Annotated in this window: 17 protein-coding genes; all 17 read left to right on the forward strand. The window is 51.3% G+C overall.

Annotated features, from left to right (window positions below):
- Window position 1 precedes the first annotated feature (1 nt).
- The 17 genes from HPY81_03715 (at window position 2) to HPY81_03795 (ending at window position 18420) form a co-directional block, all read left to right on the forward strand.
- Window positions 2–844, forward strand: a complete 843-nt coding sequence (locus tag HPY81_03715; GenBank protein NPV26564.1) for an SPFH domain-containing protein — start codon at window positions 2–4, stop codon at window positions 842–844.
- Window positions 845–856: 12 nt separating this feature from the next.
- The gene (locus HPY81_03720; GenBank protein ID NPV26565.1) at window positions 857–1045 is read left to right on the forward strand and encodes a hypothetical protein; all 189 of its coding nucleotides are present in this window, start codon (window positions 857–859) and stop codon (window positions 1043–1045) included.
- A 155-nt stretch (window positions 1046–1200) separates the two neighbouring features.
- The gene (locus HPY81_03725; protein NPV26566.1) at window positions 1201–1929 is read left to right on the forward strand and encodes an endonuclease III domain-containing protein; all 729 of its coding nucleotides are present in this window, start codon (window positions 1201–1203) and stop codon (window positions 1927–1929) included.
- 68 nt (window positions 1930–1997) lie between these two features.
- Complete coding sequence (locus tag HPY81_03730; protein NPV26567.1) at window positions 1998–2429, forward strand: ACT domain-containing protein; 432 nt, start codon at window positions 1998–2000, stop codon at window positions 2427–2429.
- 420 nt (window positions 2430–2849) lie between these two features.
- Window positions 2850–3281: a division/cell wall cluster transcriptional repressor MraZ gene (gene mraZ / locus HPY81_03735; protein ID NPV26568.1), complete on the forward strand. Its 432-nt coding sequence runs from the start codon at window positions 2850–2852 to the stop codon at window positions 3279–3281.
- A gap of 66 nt (window positions 3282–3347) precedes the next feature.
- A complete protein-coding gene (gene rsmH, locus HPY81_03740; GenBank protein ID NPV26569.1) occupies window positions 3348–4277 on the forward strand; it encodes a 16S rRNA (cytosine(1402)-N(4))-methyltransferase RsmH in 930 nt (309 codons plus the stop codon).
- Window positions 4278–4329: 52 nt separating this feature from the next.
- Window positions 4330–4830, forward strand: coding sequence for a septum formation initiator family protein (locus tag HPY81_03745; GenBank protein ID NPV26570.1), 501 nt, complete (start codon window positions 4330–4332; stop codon window positions 4828–4830).
- A 98-nt stretch (window positions 4831–4928) separates the two neighbouring features.
- Entirely contained in the window at window positions 4929–7061 is a 2133-nt protein-coding gene (locus tag HPY81_03750) for a stage V sporulation protein D (GenBank protein ID NPV26571.1), read from the forward strand.
- Window positions 7062–7145: 84 nt separating this feature from the next.
- Window positions 7146–8618 (forward strand): UDP-N-acetylmuramoyl-L-alanyl-D-glutamate--2,6-diaminopimelate ligase, encoded by a 1473-nt coding sequence (locus tag HPY81_03755; GenBank protein NPV26572.1) that lies wholly within the window; start codon window positions 7146–7148, stop codon window positions 8616–8618.
- A gap of 11 nt (window positions 8619–8629) precedes the next feature.
- A complete protein-coding gene (locus HPY81_03760; GenBank protein ID NPV26573.1) occupies window positions 8630–10006 on the forward strand; it encodes a UDP-N-acetylmuramoyl-tripeptide--D-alanyl-D-alanine ligase in 1377 nt (458 codons plus the stop codon).
- Between the two features lie 40 nt (window positions 10007–10046).
- A complete protein-coding gene (locus HPY81_03765) occupies window positions 10047–11033 on the forward strand; it encodes a phospho-N-acetylmuramoyl-pentapeptide-transferase (GenBank protein NPV26574.1) in 987 nt (328 codons plus the stop codon).
- A gap of 11 nt (window positions 11034–11044) precedes the next feature.
- Window positions 11045–12403, forward strand: a complete 1359-nt coding sequence (locus HPY81_03770; protein NPV26575.1) for a UDP-N-acetylmuramoyl-L-alanine--D-glutamate ligase — start codon at window positions 11045–11047, stop codon at window positions 12401–12403.
- A 4-nt stretch (window positions 12404–12407) separates the two neighbouring features.
- Window positions 12408–13511 (forward strand): stage V sporulation protein E, encoded by a 1104-nt coding sequence (gene spoVE / locus HPY81_03775; protein NPV26576.1) that lies wholly within the window; start codon window positions 12408–12410, stop codon window positions 13509–13511.
- 53 nt (window positions 13512–13564) lie between these two features.
- Entirely contained in the window at window positions 13565–14680 is a 1116-nt protein-coding gene (gene murG / locus HPY81_03780; GenBank protein ID NPV26577.1) for an undecaprenyldiphospho-muramoylpentapeptide beta-N-acetylglucosaminyltransferase, read from the forward strand.
- 236 nt (window positions 14681–14916) lie between these two features.
- A complete protein-coding gene (locus tag HPY81_03785; GenBank protein NPV26578.1) occupies window positions 14917–16254 on the forward strand; it encodes a UDP-N-acetylmuramate--L-alanine ligase in 1338 nt (445 codons plus the stop codon).
- 21 nt (window positions 16255–16275) lie between these two features.
- Entirely contained in the window at window positions 16276–17529 is a 1254-nt protein-coding gene (murA, locus tag HPY81_03790) for a UDP-N-acetylglucosamine 1-carboxyvinyltransferase (GenBank protein NPV26579.1), read from the forward strand.
- 135 nt (window positions 17530–17664) lie between these two features.
- Window positions 17665–18420, forward strand: a complete 756-nt coding sequence (locus tag HPY81_03795; GenBank protein NPV26580.1) for an FtsQ-type POTRA domain-containing protein — start codon at window positions 17665–17667, stop codon at window positions 18418–18420.
- The last annotated feature ends 36 nt before the right edge of the window (window positions 18421–18456 follow it).

Raw genomic sequence — 18456 nt, forward strand, 5'->3', positions numbered from 1 at the left:
TTTGACGGAACAGAAGGCTTGGCGGATTAACGGGTTTCTGCCGCTGGCGATGATTCTCTTGCTGCTTGGGGGATCGATTTACTTTTTCATCCAGCAGGAAATTGTGGCCGGGGTGGTCGCGGTGGTGTTGGCGATTCTGCTGGCGACGGGCATCAATGTTGTTCAGCCTAATGAGGCCAAAGTATTGACTTTTTTCGGCCGTTATATCGGCAGCATCCGGGACAGCGGCTTTTGGTTTAATGTTCCACTAGCGGTACAGAAAAAGGTCTCCTTGCGGGTGCGCAACTTTAACAGTAAAACATTGAAAGTGAATGACGTGGAGGGTAATCCCATCGAGATTGCTGCCGTGGTGGTCTTTAAGGTAATTGATTCGGCTAAAGCCATGTTCGATGTCGATGATTACGAGAAGTTCGTCGAAATCCAAAGCGAAGCTGCCCTGCGTCACGTTGCCACCAAGTATCCATACGATATTTTTCAGGATGAGGGATACTCGTTGCGGGGAAATGCTGACGAAGTAGCGGGTGAACTGGCCCGTGAACTCCAGGAACGGCTGACGGTGGCCGGCGTTGAGGTTATGGAGGCGCGCCTGACTCATCTGGCGTACGCCACCGAGATCGCCAGCGCGATGCTGCAACGGCAACAGGCAACGGCGATCCTGGCAGCACGGCAGAAGATTGTTGAAGGCGCCGTGGGCATGGCCCAGATGGCGATTACTCAACTGCAGCAGGATGGTACGGTTGAACTTGATGAAGAGCGAAAAGTCGCCATGATCAATAATCTATTGGTGGCAATTGTCTCTGATCGGGCGGCACAGCCCGTAATAAATACTGGAAGTTTGTATTAGCTGGCGAGAATTATGGCCACGAAGAAAAGTTTTCTGTTACGAATTGATTCCAAACTGTATGAAGTGCTGGAGCGCTGGGCAGCTGATGAATTCCGGAGTGTAAACGCCCAGATCGAGTTTATTCTGCGCGAAGCGGCTCGGCAGGCCGGGCGGCTTCCCAGGGTAAAATCTGGTGGGAAAGATGATCAAGGGGCGTTATGATCTGGTAAAATGTTGCTGGCCAGGACATATAACTGGTGATACGGTCTGCCTGGTTGTCGTCATGTCCTGATAAAGGGCGGATGGTTTGACCAGTCTCTCGAAAAATTCAGGGGGACAACTTGCAGATGAAGAGGAAGGAGAAGACTCTGACGGAGATGGTGGTTGGAAGAAAGGAGGTTTCCCCGGGTGACTTCCTCATGGAGGTCTACACCCGACTCTATAATCATTTTGGTCCCCGACACTGGTGGCCGGCGGAGACGCCTTTTGAAGTAGTGGTCGGAGCGATCCTCACGCAGTCGGTGGCCTGGCGGAACGTGGAAAAAGCCATCGCCAATCTGAAAGAGGCCGGGTTACTCAGTGTGGAGGGCCTGCACCAGGCCGAAGTTGAAGAAATCGCCAGCCTGATTGTCCCCACCCGGTACTACCGGGCCAAGGCAAAGAAGCTGAAGGCTTTCATTAATTTCCTGGTGGAGAAATACGGGGGCAGTTTGGCCAGATTATTTACTGAGCCATTAGCCAAACTACGTCCAGAACTCCTGGGCCTGAACGGCATAGGGCCCGAGACAGCCGACTCGATTCTTTTGTATGCGGGCGAATACCCGATCTTTGTGATCGATGCCTACACCCACCGGATTTTTCAGCGGCTGGGTGTGTTTGAGCCGAAAGTAAGCTATGCGGAGATGCAGCGTTTCTTTATGTACCATCTACCAACCGATGTTAAGCTGTTTAATGAATACCATGCCTTGATTGATGCCCTGGGCAATCGACTCTGCCGCGCCAGGAAACCGACCTGTCAGGAATGCCCTTTACTTGGGCTGGGCTGCCAGGTCTCCAAAGATGGAAACCTGAAAACAGAAAGTCTAACCGTGTTACCTGAAAGGTGAGGTAAAGACGATTACCGTGTAGTATACTAAAAGTAGAAATAAATAAAAAAATAAAAGGGGGGCGCGGGATGACTGTAAAACAAATCTCCATCTTCTTAGAGAACAAGGCGGGACGCTTGGCACGCGTCACGCGGGTTTTGGGAGATCACGGGATCAATATCCGGGCGTTGTCGATCGCGGATACCGCGGACTTTGGGATTCTGAGGTTGATCGTCAATCAACCGGAGCAGGCTTATCAGGTTCTAAAGGAAGCCGGTTTTACGGTGAGTGAGACTGAGGTTATCGCCGTGGAGGTTCAGGATTCGCCGGGCGGCCTGGCTACCGTGCTGGAAGCGATGGGCGAGGCCGGGATCAACATTGAGTACCTCTATGCTTTTGTGTCCAAACCAGCGGACGATGCCCTGGTGGTTTTCCGGGTGGAAAACCCGGCCGCCGCCATGGTGATTTTGAACGAAAAGGGAATTCGTACATTAAGTGGTGAAGAAGTGTATCGATTGTAGAGTTTGTGTCTGGGCGGTAACATGAGCATAAACGGATACAGGAATAAAACATTTACGGTGACCAAGATCCTGGTGGAGAGACCAGGATCTTGGTCTTTTATATGGTCTGTTGCTGTTGATAAAAATTTATTTACGGTAACCAAGAGCCTGGTGGGAAGACTAGGGGCTTGGTATTTTTCTGGCCCGCTGTTGTTGATGGCTTTTTGGGTTTAGGTCCCAGGACTTACGCATCATTTTTAACTGCTTTTCTTATGAAAAATACCGCAGGAGCGCGAAAAATCTTAGTGACACGCGTTTTTGTCTGGAAAAAAGATTTAGGAAAAGTTATACAGCAGCAGGAGATTACATGCGAAAGTAGAATATAGTGGTATAAAGTGGTGGAAAGTGGAGGAAATTGTCCTCGCGGTGGGGTGAACGGGTATGTTTATGGGGGAGTATCAGCACTCCATAGACCCCAAAGGACGGTTAATAATCCCGGCACGGTTCCGCGAAGCCCTGGGTGATAGATTTATCGCGACCAAGGGCTTGGATAACTGTTTGTTTTTATACCCCCTCTCGGAGTGGCAGGTAATTGAAGAGAAGTTGAAAACCCTTCCTTTTACTAAAGCTGACGCACGGGCGTTTGTGCGGTTTTTCTTTTCGGGGGCCACCGAGTGTGAGGTTGATAAGCAAGGGCGGATCCTCCTACCAGGTAACCTGCGGGAGTTTGCGAGAATTGAACGTGATGTTGTGATTATCGGGGTGTCTACCCGAGTAGAAGTCTGGAGCAAGGAAGAATGGGAGAAATACAGCCAGCAGGCCGAACAGTCATACGAAGAAATTGCCGAAAAGATCGTTGATTTAGGGATTTAATTATGTCCTGCGGTTATGCTAAACATAATGATATTTGTTAATGAATCAAGGTGGAGAAGGAGACCGATGGAATTTTATCACCAACCGGTGATGTTAAAGGAAGTGATTAATTGGCTTAAAATTGAGCCAGCTGGTGTGTATGTTGATTGTACCACTGGTGGCGGCGGGCACAGTTGGGAAATTTTACGGCGACTCGGCCGGAATGGGCGTCTGATCGGACTGGATCAGGATGCGGCTGCTCTAACAGCGGCGCGGCAGAAGTTGGCCGATGAACGGGTTACCCTGGTGCAGACCAATTTTGCGCGAATCAAAGAGGTTCTTGAGGAATTAGGCATTGGGGCGATAAACGGTGTTTTGTTTGATCTGGGGATGTCTTCTTATCAAATTGATGAAGGTGAGCGAGGCTTTAGCTTTCAACAAGATGCCCCGTTAGATATGCGTATGAATCCTGAAGACGGTCCTAGCGCTGCTGAACTGGTGAATAAACTGTCTGTCCAGGATTTAACCCGACTGATCACCAACTACGGTGAGGAACGATGGGCAAAAAGGATCGCCGAGTTCATCGTCGCTAGAAGAAAGTATAAACCGATTTTGACTACGGGTGAATTAGTAGGGGTAATTAAAGCTGCTATCCCGGCCGCAGCCAGGCGGACTGGCCCGCACCCGGCACGACGCACTTTTCAGGCCTTACGCATTGCCGTCAATGACGAAATAGGGGTGCTGGAGAGAGCCTTAAACGATTCCATTCAACTGCTGCAATCGGGAGGACGGATAGTGGTGATCTCTTTTCATTCTCTGGAGGACCGGCTGGTTAAGCAAGTTTTTCAGGCTGGGGCGCAGATGTGTATCTGTCCACCCGGGTTACCAGTTTGTACTTGCCACCGTCAGCCGTTGTTAAAGGTGCTTACTAGGAAGCCGGTTGTTCCTTCGGCCGAAGAGGTTGAGAAAAATCCCCGGTCCCGCAGCGCGAAAATGCGGGTGGCGGAGCGAATATAGCCATGACGATACCGGCGAGGCTAGTTCTAAACTAGAAGGAGGGTGAATAATCTTGATAGTAGCGCCGCAGAGATATGATTACTATGAACTGTCCAGGAACAATCCGACACCTCAGCGACGGGCTAAACTTACACACAGGCGGAAGGTTGGACTGAAAGTACTGTTAGTTGGCGCGGTGTTAAGCGGATTTGTGTTTGGCCTGGTTTTGACTTTTTATTATTTATATTCCGTTCGGCTCGGCTATCAGGTCGTTGCCCTCCAGAACGAGATAGCGTCGATCAAGAAGGAGAATGCTTACCTGGAACTGGAGGTTGCCCGGCTCAAGTCCTTGGACCGGATTGAACAGGTAGCCACTACTCGTCTTGGGATGGTAAAACCGCAAGAGGTTGAAATGCTGCAGGTGGCACGTAACCAGCCGGTGAGTCCGGGTAAAGGAGCTTCTACGTTGGCGGCTAATAAACAAGCGGCCAGTGCGCTTGAAGCGCCGACCAAGAATCGCCATCCATTAATTGAGGCGGCAGCCCAGATGGTGGCCAGTTTACCAAGTCGCTGATATTCAGACAGGGATAAGCGCGGTCGGTAACCACACATTAGACCCAAATCTGTTGTTAAAATGGCAAGCCCGAGCGGAACCAAAAGGGGCGAGGGTAATTGACAACAACAACGGTCGTGGTAAAAAAAAGAATAACCAGTTTGTTTTTAATACTAGGCCTGGTACTCACGGGCCTTGCCTTGCGTCTGGGATGGATCCAGATCGTACGGGGCAGTGAACTACAGCAACGAGCTTTGAATAACCGTATGCGGGACGTACCGGTTGAGGCCAAACGGGGCATTATTTATGACCGCAATGGGCGGGAATTGGCTATTAGTATTAGTTCTGATGCTTTGTATGCCATCCCGGCAGAAGTGAAGCACTCCCAAAAAGACAAATACATTGCGCAAAAGCTGGCTGAGATCCTGGAGATGGATGAACAAAAAATTTGGGAAAAGATCACCCGCAACTCCCGTCACGAATGGATTAAACTGAAAGTCCCTCCCAATCAAGTACAGCAGATCAAAGCCTTAAACCTGCCCGGAATTGGATTCGCCGAGAAGAGCCAGCGTTTTTACCCGAAAGATTCTCTGGCGGCTCATGTTTTGGGGATATCTGGCGCCGATAACACCGGTTTAGAGGGAATTGACAAGTGGTACGATAAGGAATTGGGGGGGATTCCCGGCCGAATCGTAATCGAGCATGACGCTATGGGACGGCAGATCCCTGAGGCGATCCACAAGTACATTCCACCAGAGGACGGACACAATATTGTTCTGACGATTGATGAGACCATCCAGTACATCGTTGAACGCGAACTGGATAAAATTGTCGCTGCCCGCCAACCGAAAAGCGCGACGATCATTGTCATGGACCCGAAAACGGGTGAAGTCCTGGCCATGGGGAACCGACCGACCTATAACCCGAATAACTACAACGACTTTCCTGCGGCTAATCGACGCAATATCGCTATTTCCAACAGTTATGAACCAGGATCAACCTTCAAGATTGTTACCGCAGCGGCTGCCTTAGAGGAAGGGGTTGTTCGTCCGGATGACCGTTTCTACGATCCCGGGTATATTAAAGTCGGGAAGGAAACAATCGGTTGCGCTCAGAATCGAGCGCACGGCAGCCAGAGTTTCCGTGAGGTGGTATATAATTCTTGTAACGTGGGTTTTGTTGCCGTTGGGTTGCGTTTGGGTTTGGACAAATTCTACAAATATGTCCGCGCCTTTAATTTCGGTGAGAAGACGGGTATCGATCTCCCCGGGGAAGCGGCGGGAATCCTGGTGCCGCAGGCGCGAGCCAAACAAATTGACTTGGCCGTTATGTCGTTTGGTCAGGCCAATGCCGTTACCCCGCTCCAAATGATTAGCGCTATTTCAGCCATAGCCAATGATGGCTTGTACATGAAACCCCACCTTGTTCGGGCGATTTACAATAAAGAAGGCAAACTAATTCGAGAAGTACAGCCTGAGCCGGTGCGGCAGGTCATCTCGAAAGAGACGGCGCAGGAGCTCCGCATGATCTTGGAAGGAGTTGTCAGAGACGGCACTGGGAAAAACGCTTACGTGGAAGGTTACCGGGTGGCCGGTAAGACGGGCACCGCGCAAAAAATTGCTCCCGGTGGTGGGTACCTGGCCAATGAGTACGTGGCTTCTTTCATCGGTTTTGCGCCGGCGGATAATCCCCGGATCGCGGCGCTGGTCGTGATTGACGCGCCGAAAGGTTACCCTTACTATGGTGGTTGGGTCGCGGCCCCGGTATTTAAGGAACTGGTTTGTGATACCTTGCGCTACCTGCAGGTGCCGGCACAGGGTGAGTCTGGCCAGGGGAGTGTGGGTGAACCAGCGCAAAAATTGGTATCAGTTCCCAATGTGATCAATTTGTCGCTCGATGAGGCGGTAGGAATGCTGACTAAAGTTGGCCTGACAGCGATTGTTGAAGGCGAAGGACAGCGGGTTTGGGGTCAGACTCCGTTGAGTGGAGCCGAGGTTGCTCCTAAGACCAGTGTGCTCCTCTATCTCGGACCGGTTAGGGGTGAGGCGGTTATGCCTCAGAACGTGACTGTACCAGATGTAACTGGTAAGACCATGCGCGAAGCGGCCCAAATTTTGGGGGCGATCGGGCTGCGCTTGGATGCTCGGGGGACAGGGATGGCCACACGGCAACATATCGAGCCGGGAACTGTTGTCAAGACGGGGAGCATTGTCACGGTCGAGTTTCAACCTCCATCAGGACAGCGGCAATAAAAAATTAGGAAGTATTATTATTTTGACAAAATCAAGGAAATAATAGAAAATGAGTGTTATAAAGGAAGAACAGGAGGCCGAGCGGTGAACCTGGAAGAATTAGTAAGAAGAATTAATGTTAAATCTATTAGCGGTGACCCTCGCATCGAGGTCACGGGAATTGCCTATGATTCGCGTCGAGTTCGACCGGGGATGGTGTTTGTCTGTATTACCGGGTTTAAAACCGACGGTCACCTGTACATTGATAGTGCTGTTAATAACGGTGCGGTAGCGGTGGTGGTGGAAAAGGAGATTAATCCTCCAGCCGGCGTGGTGGTCATCCGGGTCGCCAACACCAGGTGGGCCCTGAGTGAGATGGGAGCAGCCTTTTATCAAGATCCCTCGCGTCAGCTCCGCATGGTTGGTGTAACAGGAACCAATGGCAAGACTACGACCACCCACTTAATAGAAGCCATCCTCAAACAAGCTGGATATAAAGTCGGACTGATTGGCACGGTATACAACAAAATTGGTGATGAGGTTTTGCCAGTTGAGCACACGACCCCAGAATCGCTCGACCTGCAAGAATTATTAGCCCGGATGGTCAAAGCTAAAATTGATGTGGCGGTAATGGAAGTCTCGTCACACGCACTGGCCTTAGACCGCGTGAGTGGTTGCGAATACGACGTGGCTGTGTTTACCAATCTCACGCAAGATCACCTGGATTTTCATCAAAACTTAACTAACTATTTAGCGACCAAATCTCGACTGTTTAGTGAACTTGGACAGCTCGATTTCAAGCGAACTCCTAAATACGCGGTAATTAATGCTGATGATCCCAATAGTTCTTATTTGATCGAACGGACCAAGGTACCTGTCGTTACATATGGAGTAAGCCGAGCTGCGACGGTGACGGCGCGGGAGGTTGTGGTTACACCCCGGGGTACATCGATGGTGGTCAATTACCCAGCAGGTGAATTTCTGCTCTGCCTGCAGTTGACCGGTTTGTTCAATGTCTATAACGCCCTGGCGGCTGTTTGTGTCGGCTGGCAAGAAGGGGTTTCTATAGGGGACATTCAAACGGCCTTGCAGGCGGTAACCGGTGTACCAGGGAGATTTGAATTGATTGACTGTGGTCAGGAGTTCACCGTTATCGTTGATTACGCCCACACCCCTGATGGTTTGGAGAACATCTTGCAGACGGCTCGTGAGATCACGTCTGGGCGGGTGCTGACGGTATTTGGTTGTGGCGGGGATCGCGACCGGACGAAACGCCCATTGATGGGTGAGGTTGCGGGCCGTTATAGTGATTTTACGGTCATTACCAGTGATAATCCGCGGACTGAGGACCCCCTGAAGATTATTGAGGATATAATCCCTGGCATGGCAAAAGTGAGTGACCAGTATGAGGTTATTCCGGACCGCCGAGCGGCCATAGCTGCCGCATTGCAGAAAGCCAGGCCGGGCGATCTGGTAGTAATTGCCGGAAAAGGTCACGAGACATACCAGATCATTGGTAATCAGGTTTTTCCTTTTGATGACCGGGAAGTGGCCCGAGAAATCCTGAGGAGCATGTAAATATGGAAGAAATGTTGGTGTCAACACTTTGCCAGGCTGTGGCTGGTGAACTTCTGCAAGGAGAGCCGGAGGCAAGATTTTGCGGCGTCGGCACCGATAGCCGGCAAATCCAGCCGGGAGAGTTGTTTATTGCCCTGCGAGGTGAACGTTTTAATGGGCACGCTTTTGTTGCATCGGCCCTGGCCGCCGGTGCCGCGGGTGCAGTTGTTTCTGAACAGGTGGAAGTAGCGGCGGAAGACCGGGGGAAACCGTTGGTCCGCGTGGCGGATACGCGTCAGGCCCTACAACAGTTGGCGCAATACTACCGTCAGCTGTTTAATATCCCAGTGATTGGTGTGACCGGCAGTACTGGCAAAACCACCACGAAAGATATGATCGCGGCGGTTTTATCAGAACGCTGGTTAACCTTAAAAACCGCTGGCAATTTTAATAATGAAATCGGCTTACCGCTTACTCTGCTGAAGTTAACGTCCAGGCACCAGGCAGCGGTAATTGAAATGGCCATGCGGGGACGGGGAGAGATCGCTGCTTTGTGTCAGATCGCTCAGCCGACGCTGGGGGTGATCACTAATATCGGCCATACGCATCTGGAATTGCTCGGCTCTCAGGCCAACATCGCCAGGGCCAAGGCTGAACTCCTCGAGGCTTTGCCTCCTGATGGAGTGGCGATCCTTAACGGAGACGATTTCCAGGTTCGCGAAATCAGCCGTTATGCTCCAGGACGCGTCTTTTTCTATGGTCTCGAACAACCAGCGGAGATTATGGCGCGCAACATCCAACTGCTGGGTAAAGACGGAAGCCGGTTCACCGTCCAGATCGCGGGAATGACGGCTGACGTTCATTTACCCATTCCGGGGGTACATAACGTACTCAATGCTCTGGCGGCGGTGGGAGTGGGATATAATCTCGGTTTAACCTTAGAGGAAATAGCCAGCGGGCTTCGTAAGGTGCGGCTTTCTGCTATGCGACTGCAGATCGAGAGCGGGCGAGAAGGCTTGACCGTGATCAATGATGCGTATAACGCTAACCCCCAGTCAATGAAAGCAGCCTTGCACACCCTGGTCGAACTGGCGGACGGCCGCCGAACCATAGCGGTGCTGGGGAGTATGTTTGAGCTGGGGGCATACGCGGGGCCAGGCCACCGGGAAGTGGGTCGGCTGGCGGCGGAACTGGGAATTGATTACCTGCTTACAGTGGGAGAACTGGCTGAGCAGATCGCGGCTGCCGCGCTCGAAGCCGGCCTTCCGGCTGAGCGGGTTGAGGCGGTAGCGAAAAACGAGGACGCCATTGTCCAGTTGCAACGAGTTTTAGACCCTCAGGATGTTGTTCTGGTTAAGGGCTCGCGGGGGATGAAGATGGAAGAGATTGTTCGCGCTCTTCTGGCTTAGTTACCCTTAGACGAAGCAATTCAATGGGGGTTAAGGGTCAATGATCGAAAACGTCTTGTTCAAAAGCCTGTGTTCCTTTTTCGTGGCCTGGGTAATTTGTCTAATTATCGGGCCTTTCCTTATCCCAATCTTGCGCCATCTGAAGTTTGGGCAACGTATTCGCGACGATGGTCCACAGGCGCACTTGCAAAAAGCGGGTACGCCGACGATGGGTGGGTTAATGTTTCTGGCAGCGATCACCACCGCAGCCATCTTCTTTAGTGAGCGCAACATGACTGTGTGGATCTTATTGACAACAACTCTGGGTTACGGGTTGATTGGTTTTTTGGATGACTTTATTAAAGTGGTGAAAAAGCGGCCTCTGGGACTGAGAGCCAGGGAAAAGCTGGCTGGACAAATTGGCCTCGGTTTGCTGGTAGGTTTGTTGGCCGTAACCGAGCTTGGTCGGGGCACGGTGATTGGGGTTCCGTTAACTAGTATGACCTGGGATATGGGGTGGCTGTATATCCCGTTTGCGGCTTTTGTTGTTGTTAGTGCAGCGAATGCGGTCAACCTAACTGATGGTCTGGACGGACTGGCGGCGGGGACGGTGATGTTTGCTTCCCTGGCCTATGTCCTGATTGGCGTCATGACGGGTCTCCCGGAGACGGCCGTTTATGCGGGAGCTATGGCCGGTGGGTGTCTGGGTTTCTTAAAATTCAATCGGCACCCGGCACAAATTTTTATGGGTGATACTGGCTCTCTGGCCCTTGGGGGGGCCCTGGCTGCTCTAGCAATTATAACCCGGACCGAACTGGTGCTGGTCGTGATCGGGGGTATATTTGTTATTGAAACCCTGTCAGTCATTTTGCAGGTGATCTCTTTCCGTTTAACCGGACGACGGATCTTCCTGATGAGCCCGTTGCATCACCACTTTGAGTTGGCGGGTTGGTCTGAAAAACGGGTAGTGTACACTTTTTGGGCGCTGGCGGCTGTCCTGGCTATTTTAGGGATCTTGAGTTTGCATAACTTTCCATATGAAGGGTAGGTTGATTAACAGTGGAAGTACAGAACAAAAAAATCCTGGTTATTGGACTTGGACGAAGCGGACTGGCGGCGGCGAAGGTTCTTCACCACCGGGGGGCCATGGTGACGGCCTGTGATGTTAAGACAGAAGAGCAATTGGGGGCGGTGGTTTCAGAACTCAAGCAGTCGGGAATTACTGTGTGGGCTGGGGGTTACCCTCCTGTCAGCCCAGCCAGTACCGATTTGATCGTTATTAGCCCCGGAGTACCGTTGACGATTCCTCCCGTGCAGCAAGCGCTGGCCGATAATATCCCTATTTTGAGTGAGTTAGAACTGGCCTACCGGTTTTCTCCTGCTTCCTTTGTGGCGATAACTGGGACCAACGGTAAGACTACAACTACGGCTCTGATCGGGCAAATTCTTCAGGAGGCTGGCTTCCCGGTTTTAGTGGGAGGCAATATTGGCCTTCCCCTAATCGAAGAAGTCACGAAACTGACCCCAGCGCACGTGGTGGTGGCTGAGGTGAGCAGTTTTCAATTAGAACGTAGCGAGGAATTTCGACCGAAAGTGGCCGTGATCCTGAATATAACGCCGGACCATCTTGACCGACATGGCACCATGGACGAGTACACCCGGGCAAAGGCGAAAATATTCGCGCGTCAGCAGCCAGGTGATTTTACCGTGCTCAATTATGATGACAAAATCGTCCGCGGTTTGGCTGACCAGGTACCTGGACAGGTGATTTTCTTCAGCCGGAAACAAGAATTAAACGAAGGTGTTTTTGTCCGAAGCGGTCAGGTAGTTGTCAGGATGGACGAGATAGAAACAGTCATCTGTCCTACGCTGGAGATCGGGATCAAGGGGGCCCATAACCTGGAGAATGCCCTGGCGGCGGTAGGTGCAACTTGGGTCCTGGGAGTGACGCCGGAGAGCCTTGCCCACTCACTCCGCAAGTTCCCGGGTGTGCCGCACCGGCTAGAATTTGTCGCGGAGATTAATGGTGTGAAATACATCAATGATTCCAAAGGGACTAATCCCGATGCGGCCATGAAGGCACTGGACGTTTATAGCGAACCGATTGTGCTGATCGCCGGCGGAAAGAACAAAGGCAGTGATTTTACTGAATTTGCTCAGATGATCCGACATAAGGTTAAGGACCTGGTGCTGGTTGGCCAGGCTTCAGGGGCTATCCGCCAGGCGGTAGAAAAAACAGGTTTTACCAATATACATCAGGCGACTACTTTCCCTGAAGCAGTGATCATGGCCTCAAAACTGGCTGAGCCTGGGGACGTGGTTTTACTATCTCCAGCCTGCGCCAGTTGGGATATGTTTAACAATTTTGAGGAGCGAGGCGATTTGTTCAAGCAGGTAGTGCGGTCCTTGAGGGGGTAGGGCCATGCGTTTGCCGAGAAAGTCACCTGACTTTATCATTTTTCTGGTGACGATTCTTCTCCTGTCAATTGGCGTGATCATGGTTTTTAGCGCCAGTGCGGTTAAGGCTGGGATTAATTATAATGATGAATATTATTTCTTGAAAAGACAACTACTCTGGAGCGTTATCGGTATCCTGGCGATGATTTCGATGATGAATATTGATTATTACCGTTTAAAGCGGTTTGCCGGCTCCATTTTGCTGATTGGACTTTTTTGCCTGGTGCTGGTTCTGGTCCCCGGTGTGGGTAAAGGGGCTAAAGGAGCGATCCGCTGGGTGGGAATTGGCCCACTGACTTTTCAACCCTCTGAAGTCATGAAGCTGTGCCTGGTTTTCTTTATGGCCAAAAGTCTAAGTAATTATCAAGACCGGATTCAGTCTTTTGTTGGTGGGGTTCTCCCGCACTTGGCTATTGTGGGGGTAGTGGCCGGCCTGGTCATGCTCCAACCCGACCTGGGAACGGCCGTGACTATTTGTGGCACAACCTTTTTGTTGTTGTTTGCCGCCGGGGCGCGTACCAGTCATTTAGTTTTTTTGGCTCTGATGGGCATAGCTCTGGTTGCGGTGGCGAGCGTAACGGCTTCATACCGCATGGAACGCTGGATCGCTTTCCTTGATCCCTGGAAATATGCCCTGGATGAAGGGTTTCAGACCATTCAGTCGCTATACGCAATCGGGTCCGGGGGATTGTTGGGGATGGGCCTTGGCCGGAGCCGGCAGAAGTTATTCTATTTACCTGAGCAGCACACCGACTTCATCTTTGCGATCCTGGGTGAAGAACTGGGCTTCATCGGCGCCGTCCTGGTGGTGGCTCTGTTTTTCCTCTTCGCGTGGCGGGGGTTAAGAGTGGCGATAACCTGTCCAGATTCCTTTGGCAGTTTGCTGGCTACTGGCATCACCTGCATGATTTCCTTACAGGCGATTATTAATATTGGTGTGGTGTCAGGTAGCCTGCCGGTTACTGGCATCACTCTGCCGTTTCTGAGCTACGGAGGCTCGTCATTGTTGTTTACGATGATCGGGGTGGGGATACTCTTAAATATTTCGCGGTACACTACGGCAAAGTAATCATTAAGAGCTGGTATGAAGACCAATACTTTCAACGTTTGGAGGTACCGACTGTGCGGGTGGTCTTAACTGGAGGCGGGACGGGCGGACATATTTACCCAGCCCTGGCGATCGCCCGGGGTCTGAAGGAAAGCCAACCAAAGGTGAAGATTCTTTTTGTTGGGACCCAACAGGGGATGGAGGCTACAATTGTTCCCAAGGAGGGGTACCGTTTCCGCACCGTCACCGCGGAAGGGCTGGAGCGCCGTGTGTCTTGGCGAATAATTAAGACCGGCGTTAAGTTAATTAAAGGTTTTATTGAGGCTTATCGAGTTTTGCGTGATTTTCAGCCGACAGTGGTCGTCGGCACCGGTGGATATGTGTGCGGCCCGGTGGTCATGGTAGCCAGCCTGATGGGGTTACCAACGGTAATCCATGAGCAAAACGCGTTACCAGGCATTACTAACCGCTTTCTGGCGGGACGAGTTGATCGGGTTCTGACTACTTTTCCTGATTCGGTTCGCCATTTTCCTAAATCAGCCAGAGTATTTGTGACCGGGCTTCCGATTCGGTCGGAAATCCTGCGGGTTACTCGGGAGGTGGGGGCGCGCTGCCTGAAAATTGATCCCGCTAAGTTTACCCTGCTGGTGGTGGGAGGCAGCCGGGGGGCGCAGAGCATCAACCGGGCCATGGGTCAGGTCTTACTAGCCTGGCAGAATCGGCATGACCGGCAGATCGTTTTTGTTACCGGGCAGGCTGGTTATGACGATACAATGGCCAATCTCCAGGAAATGGGTATAGATTTGGCGAAATGTGGGAATATTATGGTTACCCCTTATGTATATGATATGGAGAACGCTCTGGCGGTGGCCGATCTGGTGGTATGCCGGGCAGGCGCGGCTACACTGGCGGAGATTACCGCTAAAGGGATTCCCGCTGTCTTGATCCCTTATCCTTTTGCCGCGGAAAACCACCAGGAGTTTAACGCCCGCTCTCTGGTTGAGCGCGGGGCGGCGGAATTGATCCTTGACCGGGAATTGTCGGGAGAACGGCTGCTTGGTGTTCTTGATCGGCTGTTCAGCGATCGGAAAAGGCTGGCACGCATGGCGGCTGCTTCGAAAAGCTGTGGACAACCAGACGCCCTGGATGAGATTATTAACCACATTAAGGAAGTAAGTCGAAAAAGCTAAACATTGGCCGTCGGGATTGGACAAGCCTGTGGGTTGTAACACCTGTTTTTTTATTTGCATAAGATATTGTTGCAAAGGCTATGATTGTATCTACATTTAATACCGCTTGGGTCTTATTTTGACCGGGAAGGTGAATTTTCCAGGGACTGCGTTCAGACTTAGGCGGGAAGGAGTGACGGATCGTGCTAAAAACAGCAGGCGAGTGGTATCATTTTGTCGGTATTGGGGGAACTGGTATGAGTGGAATCGCCAGGGTTCTGCTCCAGGCTGGTTATCGGGTGAGTGGTTCAGACCTCGCCAGTAATGATACGACCAGCAAGCTGGCTCAACTCGGTGCCACGGTTTACCAGGGACATACCGCTGCACATATTAGCGATGGGATCGATGCAGTGATTGTGTCATCCGCGGTACCGTCCAGCAATGAAGAAGTTCTGGCTGCCAGAAAGAAAAATATCCCCATTGTCCACCGCGGTGAAATGTTGGCCTCTCTAATGGAGGCTCGTCAAGGAATCGCTGTAGCCGGGGCCCACGGTAAAACCACAACCACGGCCATGGTCGCCCTGGCTCTTGAACGTAATGGGCTAGATCCCACGATCATTGTGGGTGGTGATTTAAACGAACTGCAGGGTAACGCCAAGTTAGGTCAGGGGGAGTATCTGGTGGCTGAAGCAGATGAAAGCGATGGCTCGTTTCTTCTCCTGCGGCCGAAAATAGCGGTGGTGACCAACATCGAGAATGACCATCTGGATCACTATCGGACAGTGGAAAACATAGTTCAGGCTTTTCGTGAATTTGTCGGACATGTGCCAGCAGACGGCCTGGCGCTGCTGTGTGCTGATGACCCTCGAGTAAGAGAAATCGCCGATAACTGCCCCAAACACTGCCTGACCTATGGTGTTACCAGCGCCGCTGATTTTATTGCGCGAGACATTGTTACCCAGAGTTTGTCGACTCAGGCCCAAATTTATTACCGCGGTCGCCGACTGGGCAAGCTCAGCCTGAGCATACCCGGGGTCCATAATGTGTTAAACTCCCTGGCCGCGATAGCAGTAGGCCTTGAACTCGGCCTAGATTTTCAGAACGTCGCTGATGCCTTGCACACCTTTCGGGGGGTTCACCGCCGTTTCGAAATTCTGGGTGAAGTTCGGGGGATCACCGTGGTTGACGATTACGCTCACCACCCAACAGAGATCAAGGCCACATTAAAAGCAGCTCGACAGACTGAAGCCAAACGAGTAATTGTCGTATTTCAACCACACCGGTACACCCGAACTTATTATCTGCAAGACGAGTTTGGTACGGCATTTAGCGATGCCCACGTGATCATCATCAATGAAATATACTCGGCCGGTGAAGCGCCAATTGCGGGGGTAACGGCTGAACTCCTGGTGCGGTCGATTGAAAAGTTCGAACAAAGGCCGGTGATTTACCTTCCAGAGAAAGAGATGATTATAGATTACCTGGAAAAGAACGCGACTGCTGGTGATCTGATCTTGACCATGGGCGCGGGTAATATTTGGCAAGTAGGGGTAGAATTGGTGAAACGATTGCGAGGTGACAGCCCATTAAGTTAAAGCAGAATTGGAGGTAGAGGCGTGGACCGATTGGTGATCAAAGGGAAAGCTAAACTGGAGGGAAAGATTCCTGTCAGTGGGGCAAAAAATGCTGCTCTACCCATTATGGCAGCCACAATATTAACGGAATCAGAGTGTATTCTCCACGGAATTCCTGATTTGACGGATATTTTTGTCATGGCGGAAGTTTTGCAGTTACTAGGGGTCAAGGTGCATCGGGTTGGCGACTCGCTGATGATCAACGCACAGGGCATGAGAAACAATGAGGTTTCCGAAAAACTGATGCGCAAAATGCGAGCCTCTAACCTGGTGATGGGAGCTTTGCTCGGACGAAGCGGTAGATTTCGTGTATCCTACCCCGGTGGTTGTGCCATCGGTTCCCGGCCGATGGATTTACACCTTAAAGGTTTTCGTGAACTTGGAGTGAAGATTGACGAGAAATTTGGTTACATCGAAGGGGAGGCCCCAAAGCTGAGGGGGGCCGAGATTCACCTGGATTTTCCCAGTGTTGGGGCGACTGAAAATCTGATGATGGCTGCATGTCTGGCAGAAGGGACTACCATGATCCGCAATGCCGCCAAAGAGCCGGAGATTGTTGATCTACAAAACTTTTTGAATACATTGGGGGCCAGAATCATAGGGGCTGGTCTGGATGTGATCAGGATTGACGGAGTAAGAAAACTCGGGGGTGGTGAACACCGAATTATTCCTGACCGGATTGAAGCCGGCACGCATATGGTCGCGGCGGCGATTACTCAGGGTGATGTGGTGGTGACCAACGTAGTCACTGAGCACGTCGAACCGGTCGTGGCGAAACTGCGGGAAGCGGGGGTGACCATTACTGAAGAGGCTGGAGGAATCAGGGTCAAAGGAAGGAGGCCGCGGGCCGTAGACGTGAAAACCTTGCCATTTCCTGGTTTTCCGACTGACATGCAACCCCAGATGATGGCCTTGATGACCATTGCCGAAGGGACGGGGCTATTTACGGAGACAATTTTTGAGAACCGGTTCAAACACGTCAATGAACTGCGGCGTATGGGGGCAAATATCAAGGTTGAAGGACATGTAGCCGTTGTCAAGGGAATCAATCACCTCTGTGGAGCCCTGGTCGAAGCGACTGACCTGCGGGCGGGCGCAGCTTTAGTCATAGCGGGCCTGGCTGCTGAAAACACCACGATCGTGGAGGGTGTTGAACACATTGACCGGGGTTATGAACGGCTAGAGGAAAAGTATCGGGCGGTGGGAGCAGATATTACCCGCGTCTCAGTTTCTTAGAAGTTCAGTCACCTCAGGTAAAGATTTGAAAAGATTGAATAAAAACCTTGACATTCCTATCAGGAATGTTTTTTTAGTGCTGTCTTGGACAAGAATCAGAGATCTGCTATAATGACTTTATTGGAGGTGGGGCTTGTGCAGGCGAAGCTCAATTCTCGCTCAACAGCCGAGTATTCGGTTTCCTATAGATTACTTCACGGTTTTATTTTTTTGCTTCTATCATTGCTGGCACTCTACTTTTTTCTCCATTCTCCATTCTTTGCCATTAAAAAAATTGAAGTTGCGGGCAGTCAGGCGATTCACCAGGAAGAGGTCGTCCAGCTTGCCAGCATTGCTCTAGGTACCAATATTTTTCGGGTAAACATCGAGGAGATTAACCGGCGATTGGCTTTACACCCCATGATCGAGCAGGCAGTGGTGACCCGGCACATTCCTTCAACGCTGATGGTGAAGATCGTGGAACGTAAGCCACTTGGACTGCTGCCAGTAACTGGCGGATTTATTGTCATCGATGGCCAGGGTATTTATTTAACCAAGATCGGGAGTATCGTTGAGCTGAACCTACCAATTATTACGGGAGTCCAATTGCCAGCAAACCTGTTTCCAGGCCGTGTGATCGCTGCTCCTCAATTGTCAGCCGTTCTGCCACTCCTCCAGCAACTGGATGCCTTACTGGGCCAAGCCATTTCTGAGGTTAATGTAGCCACCCCGGAAAAAATGAGACTATACACTTTAGATGGTGTTGAAGTACGGGTTGGCACTGTAGAGCAGACCCTGGCTCATTTGGACCTGTTGAAAGAAGTGCTGACCAAGAAACGTCCCGATGGTCAAAAGATTGAGTATATTGATATGAGTTTTGCTGGTAACCCAGTAGTAAAGTATCGACAGTGATCATGCTGCCACGAGACATAAATTTGTAGGGATATT

It is taken from the genome of Bacillota bacterium (assembly GCA_013178045.1).
Classification (GTDB): Bacteria; Bacillota; Ch66; order Ch66; family Ch66; genus Ch66.